Genomic DNA, 20,195 nt, shown 5'->3' with positions numbered 1-20,195 from the left:
AAAGAGGGAGAAGGAATGACGCTCGCGCTCACCCTGGCCGGCGCGCTGGCCGTCGGGATCTCACTGGGGCTGCTCGGCGGCGGAGGCTCGATCCTCACCGTCCCGCTGCTCGTCTACCTGGCGGGAGTGGAGCCCAAGCAGGCCATCGCCATGTCCCTGTTCGTGGTGGCCGCGACAGCGCTGGCCGGCGTCCTGCCGCACGCCCGTGCCGGCCGGGTCCGCTGGCGCACCGCCCTGCTGTTCGGCGCCGCCGGGATGGTCGGCGCCTACCTCGGCGGACGGCTCGGCGCCTACATCCCCGGCGGGGTCCTGCTGGTCGCGTTCGCCGTGATGATGGTGGTGACCGCGCTGGCGATGCTGCGCCGCCGGCCCGCCCCGGCCGAGGGCGCCGGCCACACGTCGGGAGAGCGTCCCATCCTGCGGATCCTCGCCGAGGGCGTCACGGTCGGGCTGGTGACCGGGCTGGTCGGCGCCGGCGGCGGGTTCCTCGTCGTCCCGGCCCTGGTGCTGCTCGGCGGCCTGTCGATGCCCGTCGCCGTCGGCACGTCCCTGGTGGTCATCGCGATGAAGTCGGTCGCCGGCCTCGCGGGCTACCTGTACAGCGTCTCCCTGGACTGGCCGCTCACCCTGGCCGTCACCGCCGTGGCGGTGGTGGGCGGGTTCGCCGGTTCCCGGCTCGCCGGACGGATCGACCCGCAGCGGCTCCGCGACGCGTTCGGCTGGTTCGTCCTGGTCATGGCCGCGTTCGTGCTGACCGCGCAGGCACCGGCCGGAGTCCGGCACGCCCTGTTCGGCACGCCCGGCGGCTGGGCCGGCCTCGGCGTGCTCCTGCTGGCGGGCGCGGCGCTCCTGGCGTACCGGGTGCGCTCGCGGGCCCTGGCCGCGGAGCGCGCTCAAGACGCCTCGGGACGTTCGCCCCTGGAAAGCGCCGAACAGCGGTCGTAGGGATGGGGCATGGCCGAAGGCGTGCTGGTCGTCGAGGACGAGAAGGAGATCCGTGATCTGCTCCGCCGCTATCTGGAACGCGCGGGCCACGTCGTGGTCACGACCGGGTCAGGGGCGGAGGCGATCCGGCTCATCTCCGAGCACGCCGTCCGGCTGGTGGTCCTCGACCTCGGGCTGCCCGACGTCGACGGCATGGAGGTGCTGCGCGCCGCCCGTGCCGACGGCGGGATCCCGGTGGTGGTGCTCACCGCCCGCAGCGCGGTCGAGGACCGCATCCGCGGGCTGGAGTCGGGCGCCGACGACTACGTGACCAAGCCGTTCAGCCCGACCGAGGTGGTCCTGCGCGTCCAGGCCGTCCTGAACCGGATGGAGGGCGGCGCGGACCGCCCGGCGGGCGCCGCCCGCTACGGCGGCGGGCGGCTGCGGGTGGACGAGACGCGGCACGAGGCCGTCCTGGACGGCGTGCCGCTCGACCTCACCCCGACCGAGTGGGGGATCCTCACCACGCTCGCCGCCGTGCCCGGCCGCGTCTACTCCCGGTACGAGCTGGTCAACCGAGTCCGCGGCTACGAGTTCGCCGGCTACGAGCGGACGATCGACTCGCACGTGAAGAACCTGCGCCAAAAGCTCGGCCCGGCCGGGCACGCCGTCATCGAGACCGTGCTCGGAGTCGGCTACAGGCTCGGGTTCACGCGCGATCCGTAGCCCGTATCGTCTAATCCGCCGTGTCCAGGGAAAGCCCCCGGGTGACACGTTGGGGACCGAAGGGACGGGGAATGGCCGGCAACGGGGAGCGGGCCGACGACAAGCATGCCCGCGAGCCGTTCATCGAGATGCGCCGGCTGCCCTTCGACATCGGCACGCTGAAGGTGGCCAGGGCGCTGATCGTCCAGTACGCCACCGCGGCCGGGATGGGCGAGGACCGCGTCCAGGACGTCGAACTCGTCGTCAGCGAGCTGACCGCCAACTCCATCGAGCACGGCGGCGGGGCCGGGCTCCTGTCCTACTGGCGTGAGAACGGCAGCCTCGTCATCGAGGTCAGCGACGGCGGACGCATCTCCGACCTCATGCTGGGAAGCAGGTCCGTCGCGCCCAGCTCGATCCGCGGCCGGGGCCTGATGCTGGTCCGCATGCTCGCCGACCATGTCAGCATCCACCGGGACCTCCACGGCACGATCGTCCGCGCCCGGTTCGACTCGTATGCCGACGTGACGCGGGAGTGAGGTCCCAGCGGCCCGGCCCACCCACGCGGTGAGCCCGCGCCCGGCCGCGAAGGGCCCGGCCCCGCCCGATGACTTTCCGGTGCGATGGCGGTCCGCACATCGAAGGCCCATCACCCGGCGGGAGGCCGAATGGACGAGCGGACGCGTGCGCCGCAGACCGCGATCGGCGGCAGGCTGCTGGACCGGGCGGTCGGCTTCGCGTTGACGGCCGTCCAGCCGGTCACGCCCCGCACGCTCGCGCACCGCACGCCGTGCGCGTCATGGGACCTCGCCATGCTCCTGCTGCACCTCGGCGACTCGCTGGCCGCGCTGCACGAGGGCCTGCGCGCCGGACGCGTCGAGACGCAACCGGGTCCGCCGCCGGACGATCCCGTGTCGGCGCTGCGGGTGCGGGCCGTCCGCCTGCTGAGGGCGTCCGCCGCTCTCAAGACGGTGACGGTCGGGGACCGGCGGCTGCCGGGTGAGCTGATGCTCGGGGCCGGCGCGATCGAGGTCGCCGTCCACGGCTGGGACATCTCGCAGGCCACGGGGGAGGGGCGGCCCGTCCCGCCGCTGCTGGCGAGCGACCTGCTGGCGATCTGCCCGCTGGTGATGCCCGGCCCGCCGCGCCGCCCGCTGTTCGCCGATCCCGTGGAACCGGCACCGGACGCCGCGCCCGGTGACCGGCTCGTCGCCCTCCTCGGCCGCCGCCCCCTGCGCTGAGAGATGCGCCCCCGTGGCGGGTCGGCGAGAATCGTTGCGTCCATCCCCCCGGACAGAGGAGTGACCCGGTGAAATCTTCGTCCGTCCAGTACCTGCTCCCCGAGGCGCACGCCCGTGTGGCCGAGCTGGTCGCCGAGCAGCGGTACATCCAGGCGATCAAGCTGGTCCGGGAGGTCACGGGCGCGGGGCTCGCCGAGGCCAAGGAGTACGTGGACGGGATGAAGGGCGAGATCTTCGCCCGGCGGGTGCCGCCGGAGGTACAGGCCCGCGCCCGCGCGATGATCGCTGAGGGCAAGGTGAAACCGGCGATCAAGATGGTCCGCGTGGAGACGGAGCTCGGGCTGCAGGCCGCCAAGGACTATGTCCACGCGCTCCGGGAGGGCCGCGTCCACGCGCCGCCCCCCGGCGGGCACGCGGTGCTGTCGGACCGGGTCCGGGCCTTCAAGTACTCCGGTGACCACGAGTCGGCCATCGCGCTGGTCTGCGCGGAGACGGGGATGCGGCGCGACGAGGCGGCGCGGTTCGTCGAGGCCATCCGCTAGGACCGCCGCGGCGGGCGCATCCTCCGGCTCCCGCGCGACCCCCGATCAAGTGGGGGCACGCCGGGTCTCCGCCAGCCAGTCGTACCAGGCGGCGAGGCCGTCGCCGCGGGTGGCCGACACCGGCAGGACGCGCAGGCCGGGGCGCAGGCGGCGGGCCGCGTCCCGGCAGGCGGTCATGTCGAAGTCGACGTGCGGCAGCAGGTCGATCTTGTTGAGCAGCAGGACGTCCGCGCCGCGGAACATGTGCGGGTACTTCAGCGGCTTGTCGGCGCCCTCGGTGACCGACATCAGCACCACCCGGGCCCGCTCGCCGAGGTCGAACAGCGCCGGGCAGACGAGGTTGCCGACGTTCTCGACGAACACCGTCGAGCCGTCCGGCGGCTCCAGCGCGGCCAGCGCCCGCGCCACCATCGTCGCGTCGAGATGGCAGCCGGTGCCCGTGTTGACCTGGACGGTCCGGGCCCCGGCGGCGCTGAGGCGCCGCGCGTCCAGCAGCGTCTCCTGATCGCCCTCGATCACCGAGATCGGGCTGCCCGCGCTCAGGTCGGCGGCCGTCCGCTCCAGCAGCGTCGTCTTGCCCGAGCCCGGCGAGCTCATCACGTTGAGCGCGACGATGCCGCGCTCGCCGAGCCAGGCCCGGTTCCGTCCGGCCAGATCGTCGTTGTGGGCCAGGACCTTCTGGTCCAGCGTCACGGTATGCCCGTGCCCGTGCCCGTGCCCGTGCTCGTGGTCCGGTGCCGGCAGCGTCGTCAGGCGCGCCGTGCCCCCGGCACCGGTTCCGGCATCGCAGCCGCAGGTCTCACACATCGTCGGCGACCTCCACCGCCTTGATCATCAGGTCGGCGCCGCCGCTGATCGTCACGTCGGCGCTGCCGCAGGGGCACACGGCGAGCGGGTCGCGCGCCGGGAACGAGGTCCCGCAGTTCGCGCAGTCGCCCACCCCCTCGGGCTGGGTGATGTCGAGCCGGGCGCCCTCCACGCACGTCCCCTCCCCGGCGAGTGCGAAGCAGAATCGCACCGCGTCCGGCATGACTCCGGAAAGTCTCCCTATTTCCAGGTGGACGACCGCCACCCGCGAATCGGGCAATTGCGTAGAAATCGCGGCTATGACGCTCTCCGTTACGGCCAATTCGTGCACGCGTCCTCCGTCCCGTTTCCGTTGCCCCGGCGCTGTTCCGGTGCCCTGATCTTCCCTGTTCAAACGATGTGTTTACCAAATACGGGAACTTGGCCGACGGGTTTTCCGGCGGTGTTTCGCGGTCATCTCGCAGGGCAGGCCGAATTGGTAATGATCTCTGCCGGCCGAGGGAGGGAATCGCATGGTGAGCGCCACGGCGGAGCCGCTGACGGACGAGATCCACATTCTGTGGACGTCGGAGGGAATGAGCTGTGACGGGGACACGGTCTCGGTGACCGCGGCCTCGCTGCCGAGCATCGAGGACGTCGTCCTCGGCGCGATACCGGGGCTGCCGAAGGTCCACCTGCACAACAAGGTGCTCGCCTACGAGAACGGTGACGAGTTCGTGGAGGCGTTCCGGCAGGCGGCGCGCGGCGAACTCGACCCGTTCATCTTCGTCGTCGAGGGCTCGATCCCGAACGAGAACATCAACGGGGACGGCTACTGGACGTCCCTGGGCAACGATCCCGAGACCGGCGAGCCCGTCACGTTGAACGAGTGGATCGACCGGCTCGCGCCGAAGGCCTGGGCGGTCGTCGCGGCGGGCACGTGCGCGACCTACGGCGGCATCCACGCGATGGCGGGCAACCCGACCGGCTGCATGGGCCTCGCCGACTACCTCGGCTGGGACTTCCGCTCCGCCGGCGGCCTGCCGATCGTGAACGTGCCCGGCTGCCCCGTCCAGCCGGACAACTTCATGGAGACGCTGCTGTGGGTGCTGCACCAGGCGGCCGGGCAGGCGCCGGTGATCCCGCTGGACGACAAGCTCCGCCCGACGTGGCTGTTCGGCAAGACCGTCCACGAGGGCTGTGACCGCGCCGCCTACTACGAGCAGGCCGATTTCGCGTTCGACTACAACTCGCCGAAGTGCCAGGTGAAGATCGGCTGCTGGGGCCCGGTGGTGAACTGCAACGTCACCAAGCGGGGCTGGATGGACGGTGTCGGCGGCTGCCCCAACGTGGGCGGTATCTGCATCGGCTGCACGATGCCCGGCTTCCCGGACAGGTTCATGCCGTTCATGGACGAGCCGCCCGGTTCGAGCATGTCCTCCACGCTGCTGAAGTCCTATGGGCCGTTCATCCGGACGATGCGGTCGATCACCAACAGGAGCGCCAACAGGGAACCGAAGTGGCGCCACAACCGGGACAGGCTGACCAGCGGCTACCAGCCCCGCTGGCCGCACACCTGATCTGGAAGCCCGTTACCGAAAGGCCGCGCGAATGAAGCAGGGCACCCGGACAAGAAGCGACATGAAGCCCACGAAGGGGGGTCTCGTCGAGGTCGCGTTCGACCCGATCACCCGGATCGTCGGCAACCTCGGCATCTACACAAAGATCGACTTCGCGAACAAGCAGGTGGCGGAGTGCCGGAGCACCTCGTCCATCTTCCGCGGCTACAGCGTGTTCATGAAGGGCAAGGACCCGCGTGACGCGCACTTCATCACCAGCCGCATCTGCGGCATCTGCGGGGACAACCACGCGACCTGCTCGATCTACGCACAGAACATGGCGTACGGGATCAAACCACCGCCGCTCGCCGAGTGGATCATCAACCTCGGCGAAGCCGCCGAGTACATGTTCGACCACACGCTGTTCCAGGACAACCTCGTGTTCGTCGACTTCTGCGAGCGGATGGTCGCCGAGACGAACCCGGGCCTGCTGGCGACGGCGAAGACCACCGAGGCGCCGCGCGGCTCGCTGCACGGCTTCAAGACGATCGCCGACATCATGACGGCGTTCAACCCGTTCGAGGGCTCGGTCTACAAGCAGGCCCTCGAAATGAGCCGCATCACCCGCGAGATGTGCTGCCTGATGGAGGGACGCCACGTCCACCCGTCCACGCTGTACCCGGGGGGCGTGGGGACGGTCGCGACGCCGCAGGTGTTCACCGACTACCTCGTCCGGCTGACCCGCTGCCTCGACTTCGTCAAGCGCGCCGTCGCGATGAACGACGACATCTTCGACTTCTTCCTGGAGGCGCTGCCCGGCTACGACCAGGTGGGACGGCGCCGGACGCTGCTCGGCTGCTGGAGCGCGTTCCAGGACCCGAACGTCTGCGACTACGACTACCGGCACATGTCCGAGTGGGGGCGGGCCGCGTTCGTCACGCCCGGCATCGTTGTGGACGGCCGGCTGCTCACGACCGACCTTGTCGACATCAACCTCGGCATGCGCATCCTGCTGGGCAGCTCGTACTACGACGACTGGGTCAACGACGAGACGTTCGTCCGGCAGGACCCGCTCGGCAACCCCGTCGACCAGCGGCACCCGTGGAACCAGACGACGCTGCCGCACCCGCAGAAGCGCGACCTGGACGGCGGTAACTACAGCTGGGTGATGAGCCCGCGGTGGCTGCACCCCGAAACCGGTGAGCATCTCGCGCTCGACACCGGCGGCGGGCCGCTCGCCCGGCTGTGGGCGACCGCGCTGGCCGGTGAGGTGGACACCCCGTACGTCCGGTCCACCGGGCACAGCGTCCAGATCGACCTGCCGAAGACGCCCGGCATGCCGGAGGTCAACCTGGAGTGGAGGCCGCCGCAGTACGCCAACACGATCGAGCGCGACCGGGCCCGCGCGTACTTCATCGCCTACGCGGCCGGGATGGCGCTGTTCTTCGCCGAGAAGGCCCTCGACGAGGTGCGGGCCGGGCGGACGAAGGTGTTCACCGACTTCGAGGTCCCCGAGGAGGCGATCGGCGCCGGGTTCCACGAGGCGGTCCGCGGCGTCCTGTCGCACCATCTCGTCATCCGCGACCACAAGATCGCCAACTACCATCCGTACCCGCCGACGCCGTGGAACGCCAGCCCGCGCGACTCCTACGGCACGCCCGGCCCGTACGAGGACGCCGTCCAGGAGATGCCCCTCTTCGAGGAGAACGGGCCGGACGACTTCAAGGGCATCGACATCATGCGGACCGTCCGCAGCTTCGACCCGTGCCTGCCGTGCGGCGTCCACATGTACGTCGGCGGCGGCCGCACGATCGAGCGGCGGCACTCGCCGATGTTCGGCGAGCAGGGCGCATGAGCGCAGCGCACATGGACTGGGACGACGAGCGCGTGCGCGAGCACGTCCAGGACCTGGAGAGGCTGCTCGGGCGGCTGGACCCGGCGGGGGCCCTGGCCGTCCAGGCGCTGGTGGAGCTGTACGGGGAGGCCCTCGGCCGGGTCGTGCGGCTCGCCGCGGACGCGGGGATCACCTCCGCGCTGACCGGGGACGAGCTGATCCGGCATCTGCTGCTCCTGCACGGCCTGCATCCGGAGACGGCGGAGGCGCGGGTGCGGCGGGCGCTCGGCGCACTGGACGGATTCCTCGGCAAGCACCGCACGTCCGTGGAGTTCGCCGGTGTCTCGGGCGGGACGGCGCGGCTGACGGTCGCGACCGAGGGCCGCGCCGGCCCGCCCCGTCCGGTGCTGGAGGCGGTGGAACAGGCGGTCAGGGCGGCGGCGCCGGAACTCGACCGGGTGGAGGCCGGCGCGCCCGCGCCGGAGCCGGTGCTGATCACACTCGACCAGGTGCGGGGCCGGGCATGACGTCCGCGCTGTCCACCCCGCGGCTGGCGGCGCTGGCCCGCCGGCGGCCGCCACCGCCGGCCGGGCCGGCCGGCCGGTGCGACCTGTGCGCGGAGCCTCTGCGCGACGTCCACCGGCACCTGCTCGACCTGGAGGAGGGCGATCTGATGTGCACGTGCGGGGCGTGCACCGTCCTGTTCGACGGCAACGCGGCGGGCGGGCGGCACTACCGGCTCGTCCCGGACGAACGCCGCGAACTGCTCGGTTTCCGGCTGGACGGCTCGCTGTGGGCCGGCCTCGGAGTCCCGGTGGACCTGGCGTTCTTCTCCGTGTCCGGCTCGGGCGAGGTGACCGCCCGCTACCCGAGCCCGGCCGGCGCGTTGCGCGCGTCCGTGCACGCCGACAGCTGGCGGCGCCTGACCGAGGCCAACCCCGTGCTGGCGGAACTGCGTCCCGACGTGGAGGCGCTGGTCGTCCACCGGGCGCGGGGCGCGGCCGAGCACTGGATCCTCCCGGTCGACGACTGCTACCGGCTCACCGCCCTGCTGCGCGAGCACTGGACCGGCTTCGCCGGCGGCGACGCCGTCTGGGAGCACATCGGCACGTTCTTCGCGGACATGCGGGCTTCGAGGAGATGAGGGGGAGAAATGATCAAAGTCGGCAAACCGGATGTGTCACCCGACAAGCCGTCGCACACCCGCGGCGTCCCCGAGGGCAACGGCACCGGCAACTACGAGAAGCAGCCGGGCCACCTCCCGGACGGCAGGTCGACCCAGCGCCGCTCCACCGGGATCAACCCGTCGCACCGCGAGCCGATCCTCGACTCGATGCCGAACCTGTCACCGGCATGAGCGGTACACCGGAACTCGGCCTCGACCTGCTCGGGATCGAGGCCGAGACGTTCGCGGCGACACCGACGCTGAACCTGCGGATCGGGCTGCGCCGGCTGGACGGCGGGCCCGTCCAGTGCGTCCTGCTCACCACGACCGTGACGATCGCGGCGGCGCGCCGGGACTACGACGACGCCGAGCGCGACCGGCTCACCGGCGTGTTCGGCACACCGGACATGTGGGACAGGTCGCTGCGCGGGCTGATGTGGGCGCGCGTCGGCGCCACCGTGCCGACGTTCCGCGGCGGGACGGAGACCGTCCTCTCCCTGCCGTGCGGACATGACATGCAGGTCGCGGCCGACCGCTACCTGCACGCGCTCGGCGGCGGCGACGTCCCGCTCGACCTCGTCTTCAACGGCACGGTGTTCTACCCGGGCGAGGACGGCGCGCTGCGCACCGGGCAGATCCCGTGGCACCACGAGGCGACCGGCGCCCTGCCCGTCCAGGCGTGGCGGGACCTGATGGAGCGCTACTACGGCGCGGCCCGCTGGCTCCGCCTGGACGACGCCTGCTTCGGCCGGCTGTCCGCGTACCACGCCCGCCGCGCCCACTCCTCGTTCGACGACACCGTCGACGAACTGCTGCGCCGGGCCGAGACGCACCGCGAGGAGGAAGAGTGGACCGCGTGAGGGCGATCGCGGACGCGGTCCTCTACGAGGGCTACCTGCTGTGGCCCTACCGCCGGTCGTCGCTGAAGAACCGGCGGCGCTGGACGATCGGCGGCGTCTACCCGCGCCCCTACGCGGAGCGGAACAGCGACCACTGGACGGTCCACGCCGAGTTCCTCCTGGAGACGGCGGGTGACGCCGACATCGAGGTCACGCTTCGCTTCCTGCACGCGGTGCACCGCCAGGTCATGGACGGCGACACGCCCATGGACGAACTCCACGCGGGCGAGGAAACGTACACGACCTGGCAAGAGGCCCGCGAACGCGAGATCCTCAGCGGCCGTATCTCCCTGGGGCGCCTGCTGCGTAACCCGGTCCGCATCCCCGTCTCCGTCCCGCCCGGCATCGAAGTCGAGCAGTTCGGTGAGACGGCGCGGTTCGTCCGCTCCTGGGGGCGGGTGGCCGGACGGATCGAGGTCTCGGCCGTGCCCGCCGGGGACGGGGCCGTGCGGGTCCGGGCCGAGGTCGTCAACAGCGGGAAGGCCGAGGAGCGCGAGGACGCCGTCCGGGCCGGGATGCTGTGCGCGCACATCGTGGCGCGGACCGGCGGCGGGGCGTTCGTCTCGTCCGCCGATCCGCCGGAGCGGCTGGCGGAGGCGGCGGCCGGATGCGGGAGCGACGGGCTCTGGCCGGTCCTCGCGGGGGAACCGGGCGATCACGAGACCGTGCTCGCGGCGCCGATCGTCCTCTACGACTGGCCGCAGGTCTCGCCGGAGAGCCCCGGCGACCTGTTCGACGGAACGGAGATCGACCGGCTGCTGATCCTCAGCGTGCTCGGCCTCACCGACGACGAGCGGCGGGAGATGGCGGCGACCGACCCGAAGGCGCGGCAGATCCTGGAGCGGTGCGGCGCCCTGTCGTCCGATGAGCTGCTCGCGCTGCACGGCACCATGCGCGACCCGCGGAGGGACGTGTGGTGAGCGGCAAGGCGATGATCGGCGGGTGGGAGGCGGCGCCGGGCGGCCGGGTCCGGCTGCGGCCGCGCGGCGGCGCGGACATCTTCGACCTCGCCCTCCTCGGGCGCACCGCCACCATCGAGCGGGTCGAGGAGGACATGGAGGGCGGCGTGCACCTGGTCGTCGCGGTCGACGACGACCCCGGCCGGGGGCTCGGCGCCCACAACCAGCTCGGCCACCGGTTCTTCGTCCGCCCGGACGAGGTCGAGCCGCTGCCGGGAGGCGCACCGGCCCGCAAAGTGCTCGTCGCGGGCATCGGCAACGTGTTCCACGGCGACGACGGGTTCGGGGTGGAGGTCGTCCGGCGGCTGGGGGAGCGGCAGGTGCCGGACGGCGTGGACGTCACCGACTTCGGCATCCGCGGCATCGACCTGATGTACGCGCTCGGCGACGGATACCGGACAGTGATCCTCGTCGACGCGTCGGCCCGCGGCCACACGCCCGGCACCGTCTCGCTCATCGAGCCGGACGCGGGCGGCTTCGGCGGCACCGTGGACGCGCACGGTCTGGACCCCGCGCAGGTGCTGCGGCTGGCCCGCGACAGCGGCCCGGTCCCGCCGCGTGTCCTGCTCGTCGCGTGCGAGCCGTCGGCGCGGACCTCGGACACCACGTGGGAAATGGAGCTCAGCGCCCCGGTCGGCGCGGCGGTCGACGAGGCCGTCCGGCTGATCGAGCGGCTGCTGGAGAAGGAACTCGCTTAACACCACACAAAAGGGGGTTGTGGCATGAAGAAGGGAATCCGCATCGGTCCGGGCATGATCCGGCTGATGGCCGCGATGTGCGTGATCGGCCTGATCATCGTGCTCGTCAAGGAGACGCCGGCGATGCGCCGGTACCTCAAGTCCGAGTCCATGTGATGGTGCCGCCGACAGGTGATCGGACGCCGGGCATGACGACGGCCGGCCGGCACCCTGCCGGCCACCCGAACGGGCGCGGCGGCGACGTCCCGCCGCGCCTCGGCGGTGGCCGATGACCAGCACGGTGACCGAGGTCTTCCGGCGGCGCGCCGAACCGGGCGCCGCGCTCGCCGACGACGCCGACGTGATCGCCGCCGCGTGCCACGCGATGGCGGTGCGCTTCCACCGCGGCGGACGGCTGTTCACGTTCGGCAACGGCGCCGCGGCCACCGACGCCCAGCACGTCGCGGTCGAGTTCGTCCACCCGGCGATCGTGGGGAAGCGGGCGCTGCCCGCGCTGTCGCTCACCGCCGACATCGCGACCCTCACCGGGATCTGCGCCGGTCCCGGATTCGAGGACGTCTTCGCGCACCAGATCCGCTGCCTCGGCGGCCCCGACGACATGGCGTTCGGCATCTCGCCGGACGGCCGCTGCGGCAACGTCCTGCGCGGCCTGGAGACGGCCCGCGGTCTCGGGATGCTCACGGTCGCGCTCACCGGCGGCGACGGCGGCGCGCTCGCCGGGGCGGCCGGCCACCTGGTCGCCGTCCGCTCCGCGGACCCGCGCGTCGTCAAGGAAGTGCACGTCACGGCGTACCACATGCTCTGGGAACTGGTCCACGTGTTCCTGGAGCAGCCGGAAGTGCTGAACCGGGAGGTGGTGGCGTGACCGGATGCACGGGCGACCACTGCGTGACCTGCTCGGACGAGGCCGTCCCCGCCGTCGTCGTGCGGCTGCTCGACGGCGGCCTCGCCGACGCCGACGTCGGGGGCGGGCGGATCGAGCGGGTCAGCGTGGCACTGGTGGACGCCGCCCCCGGCGACACCGTGCTCGTCCACGCCAAGGAGGCGATCGGGGTCGTGACGTGACCGACATGCTCTACCCGTTCCTGCATGCGGGCGGCGCGGACCTGGACACCCTCATGGAGGACGTCCGGCGCTCGACGAAGGACAAGGTCGGCGACATCGTCCGGCTGCGTGAGACCGTCCTGGAGGAACACGGCGCGGACCTCACCGCCTGCGCCGCGCGGATGGCGGACGCGTTCCGCTCCGGCGGCCGGCTCTTCACGTTCGGCAACGGCGGCAGCTCGACGGACGCGCAGGACGCCGCCGCCCTCTTCCTCAACCCGGGCGGCTCCGCGCGACCGCTGCCCGCGCTGGCACTGACGAACGACGCCGCGGTGGTCACCGCGCTGTCCAACGACGTCGGCTTCGAGGTCGTGTTCGCCCGCCAGCTCGCCGCGTTCGGGCGTCCGGGCGACATCGCGCTCGCCCTGTCCACCAGCGGCAACTCCGACAACCTGATCGCCGCGCTGCGGGAGGCGGCGCGGCGCGGGATGGTGACGGTCGGGCTCGCCGGCTACACCGGCGGGCAGATGGCGGAGACACCCGGCCCGCACCACCTGTTCGTCGTGCCGTCGTCGTCGGTCCACCGCATCCAGGAGGCGCAGACGACGATCTACCACGCCCTGTGGGAACTGACCCAGGAGGCTCTCTGATGTGCCTGGCGATACCGGGCGAGATCGTGGAGATCATGCCGGACCGCCCGCTGGCGAAGGTCGACGTCACCGGCGTCCGGCGGGCCGTCAACATCGGCCTGCTGGACGGGGAGCGGCTCGCCCCCGGCGACTGGGTCCTCATCCATGTCGGCTTCGCCATGTCCAAGATCGACGAGGCCGAGGCGCAGGCCACGCTGACGATGCTGCAGGGCATCGGCGACGCCTACGACGACGAGATCGACGCACTGCGGGAATCGAGGATCGACTGATGCGCTTCGTCGACGAGTACCGGGATTCGGAGAAGGCGCGGGCCCTCGCGGCCTCGATCGCGTCGCTGTGCGAACCCGGCCGGCACTACAAGTTCATGGAGGTCTGCGGAGGCCACACCCACACCATCTACAAGCACGGGCTTGAGGACTATCTCCCGGAGAGCATCTCGCTGGTGCACGGCCCCGGCTGCCCGGTGTGCGTGATCCCGATGGGGCGGGTGGACGACGCGATCCACATCGCGTCCCAGCCGGAGGTGATCCTGACGTCGTTCGGCGACATGATGCGGGTGCCGGGCGGCAGGGGCTCGTTCTTCGACGCGAAGGCCGCCGGCGCCGACATCCGGATGGTGTACTCGCCGCTGGACGCCCTGAAGATCGCCGAGCGGAACCCGTCCCGCCGGGTCGTGTTCATGGGGATCGGGTTCGAGACGACCGCGCCGTCCACCGCGATGACCGTGCTGCGCGCGCGGGCCGCCGGGATCACCAACTTCTCGGTCTTCTGCAACCACGTGACGATCCTCCCGGCGATCAAGGCGATCCTGGACTCGCCCGACCTGCGGCTGGACGGCTTCCTCGGCCCCGGCCACGTCTCGACGGTCATCGGCTGCCGTCCGTACTCGTTCATCACCGGCGACTACGGCAAGCCGCTCGTCGTGGCGGGGTTCGAGCCGCTCGACCTGCTGCAGGCCGTCCACATGCTGCTGACCCAGCTCGCCTCGGGACGCTCCGAGGTCGAGAACCAGTACGGCCGGGTCGTCCCGTGGGAGGGGAACACCAAGGCACTGGAGGCCATCGCCAAGACGATGGAACTGCGCCCCTACTTCGAGTGGCGCGGCCTCGGGTTCATCTCGCACTCCGCGCTGCGCCTCCGGGACGAGTACGCCGACTTCGACGCCGAGCGCATCTTCGACATCCCGGGGGGACGGGTCGCCGACCCGAAGGCGTGCCAGTGCGGCGAGGTGCTGAAGGGCGTCCTGAAACCGTGGGAGTGCAAGGTCTTCGGGACGGCCTGCACCCCGGAGACGCCGATCGGCACCTGCATGGTGTCGTCCGAAGGCGCCTGCGCGGCCTACTACAACTTCGGGCGCTTCACCCGGGAGCGCGTCAAGGAGGCCACCCGATGACGATCCGGGAGGAACAGGTCCTCGAACGCATCGCCCGCGCCCGCGGCAGCAGGGCCCGCCTCCGCGAGGACACCATCACCCTCGCGCACGGCTCCGGCGGCAAGGCCACCCACACGCTGATCGAGGCGGTCTTCCGCGAGGCGTTCGCCAATCCGCTCCTGGACCGCCTGGACGACTCGGCCCGCTTCGCGGTGAACGGCGCCGAACTCGCCTTCACCACCGACTCCTACGTGGTGTCCCCGCTGTTCTTCCCCGGCGGGGACATCGGCGACCTCGCCGTCAACGGCACGGTCAACGACCTGGCGGTCTCCGGCGCGAGACCCCTGCACCTGTCGGCCGGCTTCATCCTCGAAGAGGGCTTCCCGGTCGCCGACCTGCGCCGTATCACCGCTTCCATGCACCGGGCCGCCGAGGCCGCCGGGGTGGACATCGTGACCGGCGACACCAAGGTCGTCCAGCGGGGCAAGGCCGACGGCTGCTACATCAACACGGCCGGCGTGGGGGTCGTGCACTCCCCGCCCTCAGGCGAGATCCGTCCAGGTGACGCGGTCCTGGTCACCGGGCCGATCGGCGAACACGGCGTCACCATCATGCTGGCGCGCGGCGAACTCGACATCGAGGCCGACCTCCTGTCGGACACCGCGCCCCTGAACTGCCTGCTCGCCGACCTGGAGTCCCGCTGCCCCGGGATGGTCCGCCGGATGCGGGACGCGACGCGGGGCGGCGTGGCGACCGTCCTCAACGAACTGGCCACCGACGCGGGCTTGGCCATGGTCGTGGACGAGGACGCCATCCCCGTCCGCCCCGCCGTCCGGGGAGCCTGCGAACTCCTCGGCATAGACCCGATGTACGTGGCCTGCGAGGGCCGGGCGGTCATAGTGGTCGCACCCGAGGCGGAAGAAGCGGCCCTGTCGGCCCTCCGGGATCACCCGTTGGGCGCGGAAGCCGCCGTCATCGGCCGCGTCAAGGAGGACCCACCCGGCACCGTCCTGCTGAAGACGGCCTTCGGCGGCACCCGAATAGCCGACCTCCTGGTAGGCGACCCCCTCCCCCGGATCTGCTGACCCCTTGGGGCCATCCGCCGATCACCGGAGGCGCGGCCCAGGTACCGTTTCGCCGTCCGGGGCTTCGAGCCAGAAGCGCTGGCCTTCGGGGGTGACGGTGAGGCCGAACACGGCCACGCCGGGGCGTCCTCGGGCGGTCCACCAGGCGTGGGCGTGTTCGACCTCGGCCCAGATGTCGGACGGCCCGCCGTGCTCCACCCTGGCGGGGAGGGCCTTTGACACCTTGGCCCACGATCCGTCCGCCGTGCTGATCTGGATCTCGTCCGGTCCGGGGAAAACGGTGATGTCGTCGAGGCACCACCAGATCAGCAGTGACAGACCGGAAATGTGCACAGATTCTGCGCCGACCTCACTCGTCCGGGAACGGGTGTTCGTCGCGTCGATGCCGAAGGCTTGGGGGATGCCGGGGCGCGCTACGTCGGCGCGAGCGGACATGAAGCCCCACGTGCAGGTATGGAGGGGGCCGCTTGCCGTCCCGTCCTCGGCAACCGTCAGGCGCGTCAACGCACCGGCCCATGTCATGCCCGGTGGACGGACGTCCGCGAGGACGATGCCGCCCCGCCGGGTCTGCTCCACCCATGTATACGGCACCCGCTCGGTGGCCACGGTCGTGATGACCCGATCGTAGGGAGCTCGCTCCGCGTAGCCGCGTACACCGTCCCGCGTGACGACCGTTGGTGAGTACCCGGCGCCGGCGAGCCGGGCCCGGGCCGCGCCGGTCAGCTCGGGGTCGATGTCCACGGTCGTGACGTGCTCCGAACCGAGCCGCTCGCACAGCAACGCCGCGTTGTAGCCGGTACCGGTGCCGATTTCCAGGACGTTCATGCCGTGCCTGACGTCCAGAAGGTGCAGCATCCGAAGCATGAGGCTCGGCCGCGTGCTGGAGCTGGTGGACCACTGAAAGCCGGGCTGGTCGGGGTGCTCTTTGCGCTGGGTGACGAGGGTGTCGTCGCTGTAGACCAGTTCCGGCCATCGAGGATCGCCGGTTCCCACGAGCCCGAACGTGTCGTCGTGGAACTCCGGTACGAACATGTGCCGGGGGACGGACGTGACGACCTCACGCCAAGCCGGATCGGTGATGACGCCCTGTTCGCAGAGCCGATCGGCGAGCGCCGCCGCCCGGTCCCGCCAGTCATCGAAGGTCACGCGTCCACCCCCATGAGCGTGTCGGCGATGGCGTCGGCGATCGGCGCCCCGGTCTCCTCTTGCAGCCAAGCCCACTGAGAGCCAGGCCCGCATTCCAGGAACCACCATGTACCGTCGCCGGTCACGGCGAAGTCGAAAACGCCGAGGCCCAGTCCGAGTGCCCTCAGGTAGCCATGACATGCGCGAGCCACGTCTGGCGGGACGCTCGTGTTCTTGTACGTCAGTGTGTCGTACGCGGCTCGGAAGTCCTGACGTCCGGCCTCGGTGTCGGAGTGGATGGCGACGGCGTGCATGTGTTCACCACCCGTGGCGATCAAGCGCACGTCGTGGACCTTGGGGATGTTGCTCTGAAACAGATGCAACGTCGTGGTGACCCGCTCGTCGATCGCGGACGGGGCAACCGGCGTTGTGTAGATCAGCTTGACGTGGTTGTCCTCGCTGATCAGTTTATGCATGGTCGCCTTGTAGACCGCGCGGCCGGCTCTTGCGAAATCACGGGCATCATCCGGGCGGTTGGTGAGCAGGCTCATGGGGACGGAGAACCCGCACCGCGCGGCGGTCGCCATCTGGAGCGGCCGGTACTCGGCGTCGGCGAGCCGCCCCGGATGCGACACCCAACGGACTGGCAGGGACATGAAGACGCCGCCGAAACCGAAGCGTGCTTCGACGGTGGCGAAGCGCCGTTCCGGCTCGCTCAGGGTGTCGGGGAAGGTGAACGGCTGCGGCTGCCGGTAGTACACCGCCGAGATGTCCTCCAGCCGGAGGCTTCCGTCGGCCGTGGTGATCTCGCCGCTCCAGCCTCCCTCCCTCACCCGGAAACTCGCGTCGGCATCCCGAGGGAAGGACGCGGTGTCGAACCAGGCGCCCCGTACGCCGCGTCTGTCCAGGGCATTGGATACGTACACGGCCTCTGCGTCGTCTTTCTCAGCAAGCATGAGCACGGTCTGTTCGGACATCAGTCCGTCACCGTCTCGGTCACGGTGTCCGACCTGGTCTTGCTGTCATCGGTGTACGAGGTCTGCCTCGGGGCGCTCTTGGTGCTGGTCGGCTTCTCGTGCTTGCCCATGGTTTGGACGGGACTGGGTGACACGGCGTGGCACATTCCCCAGGGGCGGCCGGTTTCGGTCGGAGGTTCGGCGCTGACCGGCACGACGTGTCCCGGGAGCCCGAGGGGGAATCGGTCACGCGGGCTGACGAGGGGACTCTCGTTCAAGTGGAACTCCTTTCATGTGGAGTCGGCGCGTTGGTTCACCAGGTGGCGGGGAACATGCGGTGCTTGAGGAGCGCGTCGACCTGATCGGCGGCGTACTTGGTGTCGCCGCAGGGAGCGAGGTAGCCCTGCCGGCCGCGTCCGGCTTGGTGGTATCCCCAGCCGCCACCGGGAACGGCGTGGACGCTGACGGCGACGCGGGCGTGGCCGTTGGGCCCGAATGCGAACACCCACAACACCGGGGGGACGGAGAGGAAGGTCGTCGGCCTGGTAGAGCTTGACGCACCGATACCCCTTGGCGCGGACCGCGTCGGAGAGCAGATCCAGGTACCAGAGTGTGGTGCCGCGTCCACAGCGCCTCGACGATCGGCAGGCCGCGCCCATGTGTGTCGGCGTGATGTCCGGCGTCCGGCGTTCGGTGGTCGGGGGCGGTGTCGGCCTGCGAGGCTTCCGCCGAGGCATTGCTGATCGGCATCGCGTTCGAGGAATCCCATACGCCGAGCAGAACGGTGTTCCGCTCCCGCGTGAGCCTCACTCGAATCTCGGCGTTGGGCGTGCTCTTGATCGCGTTCGTCACCAGTTCGCTTGCGATGAGCTGTACGTCATAGGTGATGCCGCGCAGCCGCCAATCCGCGAGGCGGAACCCCACCAGCGTCCGGATCTGGGCCGGAGCGGTGGAGGACGCGAGGAGAAGCAGGTCCAATCCGATGGCCACGACCTCGGGACCCGGCTTGTGGTCGAGTGGTTGGGCGGGCCGGGAAAGAGCCTTCGAGGCTTGGGGGCGTGGCGGCGATCCGAGCCCGCGGCGGGACGCATCCGGCATAGTTTGGGCGGACGGACGGCCCTCATGGCGGCCAGTCCAGCGCGTCATGTCCGACATGTCAGGGTACGTCTCCATGATCGAGCAGGCGAGCAGAGGCTGCCGGGATTTGCTTCAACAAATCTCGGTGACCTCATGCTGGAGGTAAGCTCGACGGCTGTCAATAAGTTTCAACAAATCGGTGCGTGAGAGGTTGGGTACGTGGGGTCAGCTCGGTATAACGAGATCGCCGATGACCTGTTGCGCCGGATCGAAGCGGGCGAGTGGCGGGCGGGCGAGACGTTGCCGCAGATGGAGAAGCTGGCGAAGCACTACGACGCCAGCCGCAACGCGGTGGCGCGTGCGGTCGGCAAGCTCGCGAAGGAGGGGCGCCTGGTCTCCGTCCCGCGCCGGGGCACCGTGGTCCGTCCCAAGCATCGGAAGACCGTCATGCGGACCGACGTCGTCAAACGCAACACAAGGCACGTGAAGGACGGCCGGGAGTCCGCGGGCGGATACAGCTTCCCGGCGGCCATGGGGAACGAGCTGTGGGTGCACCACATCAAGCCGGAGGTCGGCAAGGCGCGGATCACGGACCCTCGGCTTGCTCACATGCTCAACGTGCCGGTCGGTGACCTGGTCATGAGGCGGTTGCGGGTGACCGGCCCGGAAGGCGAGCCCGCTTTTCAGATCTCCGCGACGTGGATCCACCCCCGGATAGCGGCCGAGGTCCCGGAGGTGGAGGAGCCGTACGGGACCGGGCCGGGCGCCTGGATCGACGCGATCGAGGCCGAGGGGCACGGGCCGCTGGAGTGGCTGGAACGGCGCCGTGTGCGGATGCCGACCACGGACGAGACCAGGTTGCTTCTCATCCCGGCCGAGTTGCCCGTGTGGGAGATCGTCCGCATCAGCTACAGCGCCAAGGACGAGAAAGCGGTGGACGTAACCCAAGTGATCATTCCCGGCGACCGCATGGAGGAGGTGTCCCGGCTGCGGCGGGACGAGTCAGCGCACTGGCCGCACCACAGCGCCGGCCCCGACGGACCACCCGTGGCCCCGTCCCAGTAAAGCGGGCCAGGCCGCCGCGCCACTTGCGGGTGGTGCGCTGCCAGACCCGCCATGCAGGTTTCCTGGTGACGAGCGGCGTCCGGCTCGTCCCTCCACATGACCGGGAAGTACTTCACCGCCCACACCGTGCCGTTCCGCCGCGTCCACCGGACCACATCAACAATGCCAACACGGGCAGACTCGACCGTACTTGTGCTGGAGCCATACGAGGTCGGTTACGGCCGACAGGGCGGCCCCGCGCGGGGCCGCATTTTCTTTATGGGTGTCCTGCGGCCGAGTGTGGGTGTGCTCAGGGGCTGGGGTGCGGGCCACGACGGTGAGGGTGGCGGCGAAGAACAGCCCGAAGGCCAAGCCGAGCGTGGTGACCATGCCCGGTGTCGGGTCCGGGGGTGCGGCAGCGGTCGGTGACGCGCGGGTGGTCGCCGAGCAGATCGCCGATCGTGGCCGTCAGCGCGGCGGGGGCTGCGGCGGGTCGTCGGTCTGGCGGCCCCCAGAGGCGACGACCCGCC

The 20,195-nt window shown here is 70.8% G+C and carries 27 protein-coding genes and 1 pseudogene; 22 read left to right on the top strand and 6 right to left on the bottom strand.

Going from position 1 to position 20,195, the window contains the following annotated elements:
- Positions 1-15: 15 nt before the first annotated feature.
- The 5 genes from AF1_RS13760 (at position 16) to AF1_RS13740 (ending at position 3,412) form a co-directional block, all read left to right on the top strand.
- A complete protein-coding gene (locus tag AF1_RS13760) occupies positions 16-945 on the top strand; it encodes a sulfite exporter TauE/SafE family protein (RefSeq protein WP_067797754.1) in 930 nt (309 codons plus the stop codon).
- A 9-nt stretch (positions 946-954) separates the two neighbouring features.
- Positions 955-1,650 carry a response regulator transcription factor gene (locus tag AF1_RS13755; RefSeq protein ID WP_067797751.1) on the top strand — a complete coding sequence of 232 codons (696 nt, stop codon included), beginning with the start codon at positions 955-957 and terminating at the stop codon, positions 1,648-1,650.
- A gap of 71 nt (positions 1,651-1,721) precedes the next feature.
- On the top strand, positions 1,722-2,168 hold the full coding sequence (locus AF1_RS13750; RefSeq protein ID WP_067797747.1) for an ATP-binding protein: 447 nt from the start codon (positions 1,722-1,724) through the stop codon (positions 2,166-2,168).
- Positions 2,169-2,297: 129 nt separating this feature from the next.
- Complete coding sequence (locus AF1_RS13745; protein WP_067797744.1) at positions 2,298-2,870, top strand: TIGR03086 family metal-binding protein; 573 nt, start codon at positions 2,298-2,300, stop codon at positions 2,868-2,870.
- Positions 2,871-2,938: 68 nt separating this feature from the next.
- On the top strand, positions 2,939-3,412 hold the full coding sequence (locus AF1_RS13740) for a ribosomal protein L7/L12 (protein ID WP_067797741.1): 474 nt from the start codon (positions 2,939-2,941) through the stop codon (positions 3,410-3,412).
- A 45-nt stretch (positions 3,413-3,457) separates the two neighbouring features.
- Here AF1_RS13740 and hypB read toward each other — a convergent pair whose 3' ends face one another.
- Both hypB and AF1_RS13730 read right to left on the bottom strand, forming a co-directional pair.
- Positions 3,458-4,219, bottom strand: a complete 762-nt coding sequence (gene hypB / locus AF1_RS13735) for a hydrogenase nickel incorporation protein HypB (protein WP_067797738.1) — start codon at positions 4,217-4,219, stop codon at positions 3,458-3,460.
- A complete protein-coding gene (locus AF1_RS13730) occupies positions 4,212-4,550 on the bottom strand; it encodes a hydrogenase maturation nickel metallochaperone HypA/HybF (protein WP_067797735.1) in 339 nt (112 codons plus the stop codon). Before AF1_RS13730 ends, hypB begins: the two co-directional genes overlap by 8 nt.
- Positions 4,551-4,731: 181 nt before the next feature.
- Here AF1_RS13730 and AF1_RS13725 point away from each other — a divergent pair, with 181 nt between their 5' ends.
- The 15 genes from AF1_RS13725 (at position 4,732) to hypE (ending at position 15,463) form a co-directional block, all read left to right on the top strand.
- Positions 4,732-5,778 carry an NADH-quinone oxidoreductase subunit B family protein gene (locus AF1_RS13725; RefSeq protein ID WP_067797732.1) on the top strand — a complete coding sequence of 349 codons (1,047 nt, stop codon included), beginning with the start codon at positions 4,732-4,734 and terminating at the stop codon, positions 5,776-5,778.
- A 61-nt stretch (positions 5,779-5,839) separates the two neighbouring features.
- Positions 5,840-7,612, top strand: a complete 1,773-nt coding sequence (locus tag AF1_RS13720) for a nickel-dependent hydrogenase large subunit (RefSeq protein WP_131732502.1) — start codon at positions 5,840-5,842, stop codon at positions 7,610-7,612.
- The gene (locus tag AF1_RS13715; protein WP_131732503.1) at positions 7,609-8,118 is read left to right on the top strand and encodes a hypothetical protein; all 510 of its coding nucleotides are present in this window, start codon (positions 7,609-7,611) and stop codon (positions 8,116-8,118) included. Before AF1_RS13720 ends, AF1_RS13715 begins: the two co-directional genes overlap by 4 nt.
- Positions 8,115-8,735 (top strand): DUF5947 family protein, encoded by a 621-nt coding sequence (locus AF1_RS13710; RefSeq protein WP_067797723.1) that lies wholly within the window; start codon positions 8,115-8,117, stop codon positions 8,733-8,735. The genes AF1_RS13715 and AF1_RS13710 overlap by 4 nt, the downstream gene beginning before the upstream one ends.
- A gap of 9 nt (positions 8,736-8,744) precedes the next feature.
- Positions 8,745-8,948 carry a hypothetical protein gene (locus tag AF1_RS13705; protein WP_067797720.1) on the top strand — a complete coding sequence of 68 codons (204 nt, stop codon included), beginning with the start codon at positions 8,745-8,747 and terminating at the stop codon, positions 8,946-8,948.
- Positions 8,945-9,616: a DUF6084 family protein gene (locus tag AF1_RS13700; RefSeq protein WP_067797717.1), complete on the top strand. Its 672-nt coding sequence runs from the start codon at positions 8,945-8,947 to the stop codon at positions 9,614-9,616. The genes AF1_RS13705 and AF1_RS13700 overlap by 4 nt, the downstream gene beginning before the upstream one ends.
- Complete coding sequence (locus tag AF1_RS13695) at positions 9,604-10,575, top strand: hypothetical protein (protein WP_067797714.1); 972 nt, start codon at positions 9,604-9,606, stop codon at positions 10,573-10,575. Before AF1_RS13700 ends, AF1_RS13695 begins: the two co-directional genes overlap by 13 nt.
- A complete protein-coding gene (locus AF1_RS13690; protein ID WP_242608713.1) occupies positions 10,572-11,312 on the top strand; it encodes a hydrogenase maturation protease in 741 nt (246 codons plus the stop codon). The genes AF1_RS13695 and AF1_RS13690 overlap by 4 nt, the downstream gene beginning before the upstream one ends.
- A gap of 24 nt (positions 11,313-11,336) precedes the next feature.
- Positions 11,337-11,468 (top strand): hypothetical protein, encoded by a 132-nt coding sequence (locus AF1_RS36340; RefSeq protein ID WP_255218802.1) that lies wholly within the window; start codon positions 11,337-11,339, stop codon positions 11,466-11,468.
- A 112-nt stretch (positions 11,469-11,580) separates the two neighbouring features.
- Entirely contained in the window at positions 11,581-12,177 is a 597-nt protein-coding gene (locus AF1_RS13685; protein ID WP_067797711.1) for a D-sedoheptulose-7-phosphate isomerase, read from the top strand.
- A complete protein-coding gene (locus tag AF1_RS13680) occupies positions 12,174-12,377 on the top strand; it encodes a HypC/HybG/HupF family hydrogenase formation chaperone (protein WP_067797708.1) in 204 nt (67 codons plus the stop codon). The genes AF1_RS13685 and AF1_RS13680 overlap by 4 nt, the downstream gene beginning before the upstream one ends.
- Positions 12,378-12,382: 5 nt before the next feature.
- Positions 12,383-13,006, top strand: coding sequence for a D-sedoheptulose-7-phosphate isomerase (locus AF1_RS13675; protein WP_067797803.1), 624 nt, complete (start codon positions 12,383-12,385; stop codon positions 13,004-13,006).
- Positions 13,006-13,275, top strand: coding sequence for a HypC/HybG/HupF family hydrogenase formation chaperone (locus AF1_RS13670; protein ID WP_067797704.1), 270 nt, complete (start codon positions 13,006-13,008; stop codon positions 13,273-13,275). The genes AF1_RS13675 and AF1_RS13670 overlap by 1 nt, the downstream gene beginning before the upstream one ends.
- Positions 13,275-14,399: a hydrogenase formation protein HypD gene (hypD, locus tag AF1_RS13665; RefSeq protein ID WP_067797701.1), complete on the top strand. Its 1,125-nt coding sequence runs from the start codon at positions 13,275-13,277 to the stop codon at positions 14,397-14,399. Before AF1_RS13670 ends, hypD begins: the two co-directional genes overlap by 1 nt.
- Entirely contained in the window at positions 14,396-15,463 is a 1,068-nt protein-coding gene (gene hypE / locus AF1_RS13660) for a hydrogenase expression/formation protein HypE (RefSeq protein ID WP_067797698.1), read from the top strand. The genes hypD and hypE overlap by 4 nt, the downstream gene beginning before the upstream one ends.
- A gap of 21 nt (positions 15,464-15,484) precedes the next feature.
- Here hypE and AF1_RS13655 read toward each other — a convergent pair whose 3' ends face one another.
- The 4 genes and pseudogenes from AF1_RS13655 to AF1_RS37035 all read right to left on the bottom strand — a co-directional run.
- Positions 15,485-16,609, bottom strand: coding sequence for a methyltransferase domain-containing protein (locus AF1_RS13655; RefSeq protein WP_067797695.1), 1,125 nt, complete (start codon positions 16,607-16,609; stop codon positions 15,485-15,487).
- Positions 16,606-17,565 carry an MvdC/MvdD family ATP grasp protein gene (locus AF1_RS35145; protein WP_067797692.1) on the bottom strand — a complete coding sequence of 320 codons (960 nt, stop codon included), beginning with the start codon at positions 17,563-17,565 and terminating at the stop codon, positions 16,606-16,608. The genes AF1_RS13655 and AF1_RS35145 overlap by 4 nt, the downstream gene beginning before the upstream one ends.
- Positions 17,566-17,857: 292 nt before the next feature.
- Positions 17,858-18,049, bottom strand: coding sequence for a hypothetical protein (locus tag AF1_RS35140; RefSeq protein WP_165488346.1), 192 nt, complete (start codon positions 18,047-18,049; stop codon positions 17,858-17,860).
- 62 nt (positions 18,050-18,111) lie between these two features.
- Positions 18,112-18,642 (bottom strand): annotated as a pseudogene (locus AF1_RS37035) (ATP-binding protein); the annotation flags it as partial.
- A gap of 198 nt (positions 18,643-18,840) precedes the next feature.
- Here AF1_RS37035 and AF1_RS13640 point away from each other — a divergent pair.
- Entirely contained in the window at positions 18,841-19,686 is an 846-nt protein-coding gene (locus AF1_RS13640; RefSeq protein WP_067797686.1) for a GntR family transcriptional regulator, read from the top strand.
- A 301-nt stretch (positions 19,687-19,987) separates the two neighbouring features.
- A partial coding sequence (locus AF1_RS34330) for a hypothetical protein (protein ID WP_157419186.1) occupies positions 19,988-20,195 on the top strand: 208 nt, incomplete at its 3' end.

The sequence above is a fragment of the Actinomadura formosensis NBRC 14204 genome, assembly GCF_001552155.1.
In the GTDB taxonomy this organism is placed as follows: Bacteria; Actinomycetota; Actinomycetes; order Streptosporangiales; family Streptosporangiaceae; genus Spirillospora; species Spirillospora formosensis.
Note: the sequence above shows the minus strand (reverse complement) of the source record. Positions and strands in the feature narration are given on the sequence as shown.

Coding starts and splice junctions, on each gene's coding strand:
- AF1_RS13760 (WP_067797754.1), top strand. CDS start 16: ATGACGCTCGCGCTCACCCTGGCCGGCGCGCTGGCCGTCGGGATCTCA.
- AF1_RS13755 (WP_067797751.1), top strand. CDS start 955: ATGGCCGAAGGCGTGCTGGTCGTCGAGGACGAGAAGGAGATCCGTGAT.
- AF1_RS13750 (WP_067797747.1), top strand. CDS start 1,722: ATGGCCGGCAACGGGGAGCGGGCCGACGACAAGCATGCCCGCGAGCCG.
- AF1_RS13745 (WP_067797744.1), top strand. CDS start 2,298: ATGGACGAGCGGACGCGTGCGCCGCAGACCGCGATCGGCGGCAGGCTG.
- hypB (WP_067797738.1), bottom strand. CDS start 4,219: ATGTGTGAGACCTGCGGCTGCGATGCCGGAACCGGTGCCGGGGGCACG.
- AF1_RS13725 (WP_067797732.1), top strand. CDS start 4,732: ATGGTGAGCGCCACGGCGGAGCCGCTGACGGACGAGATCCACATTCTG.
- AF1_RS13720 (WP_131732502.1), top strand. CDS start 5,840: ATGAAGCCCACGAAGGGGGGTCTCGTCGAGGTCGCGTTCGACCCGATC.
- AF1_RS13715 (WP_131732503.1), top strand. CDS start 7,609: ATGAGCGCAGCGCACATGGACTGGGACGACGAGCGCGTGCGCGAGCAC.
- AF1_RS13710 (WP_067797723.1), top strand. CDS start 8,115: ATGACGTCCGCGCTGTCCACCCCGCGGCTGGCGGCGCTGGCCCGCCGG.
- AF1_RS13705 (WP_067797720.1), top strand. CDS start 8,745: ATGATCAAAGTCGGCAAACCGGATGTGTCACCCGACAAGCCGTCGCAC.
- AF1_RS13700 (WP_067797717.1), top strand. CDS start 8,945: ATGAGCGGTACACCGGAACTCGGCCTCGACCTGCTCGGGATCGAGGCC.
- AF1_RS36340 (WP_255218802.1), top strand. CDS start 11,337: ATGAAGAAGGGAATCCGCATCGGTCCGGGCATGATCCGGCTGATGGCC.
- AF1_RS13685 (WP_067797711.1), top strand. CDS start 11,581: ATGACCAGCACGGTGACCGAGGTCTTCCGGCGGCGCGCCGAACCGGGC.
- AF1_RS13675 (WP_067797803.1), top strand. CDS start 12,383: ATGCTCTACCCGTTCCTGCATGCGGGCGGCGCGGACCTGGACACCCTC.
- AF1_RS13670 (WP_067797704.1), top strand. CDS start 13,006: ATGTGCCTGGCGATACCGGGCGAGATCGTGGAGATCATGCCGGACCGC.
- hypD (WP_067797701.1), top strand. CDS start 13,275: ATGCGCTTCGTCGACGAGTACCGGGATTCGGAGAAGGCGCGGGCCCTC.
- hypE (WP_067797698.1), top strand. CDS start 14,396: ATGACGATCCGGGAGGAACAGGTCCTCGAACGCATCGCCCGCGCCCGC.
- AF1_RS35145 (WP_067797692.1), bottom strand. CDS start 17,565: ATGTCCGAACAGACCGTGCTCATGCTTGCTGAGAAAGACGACGCAGAG.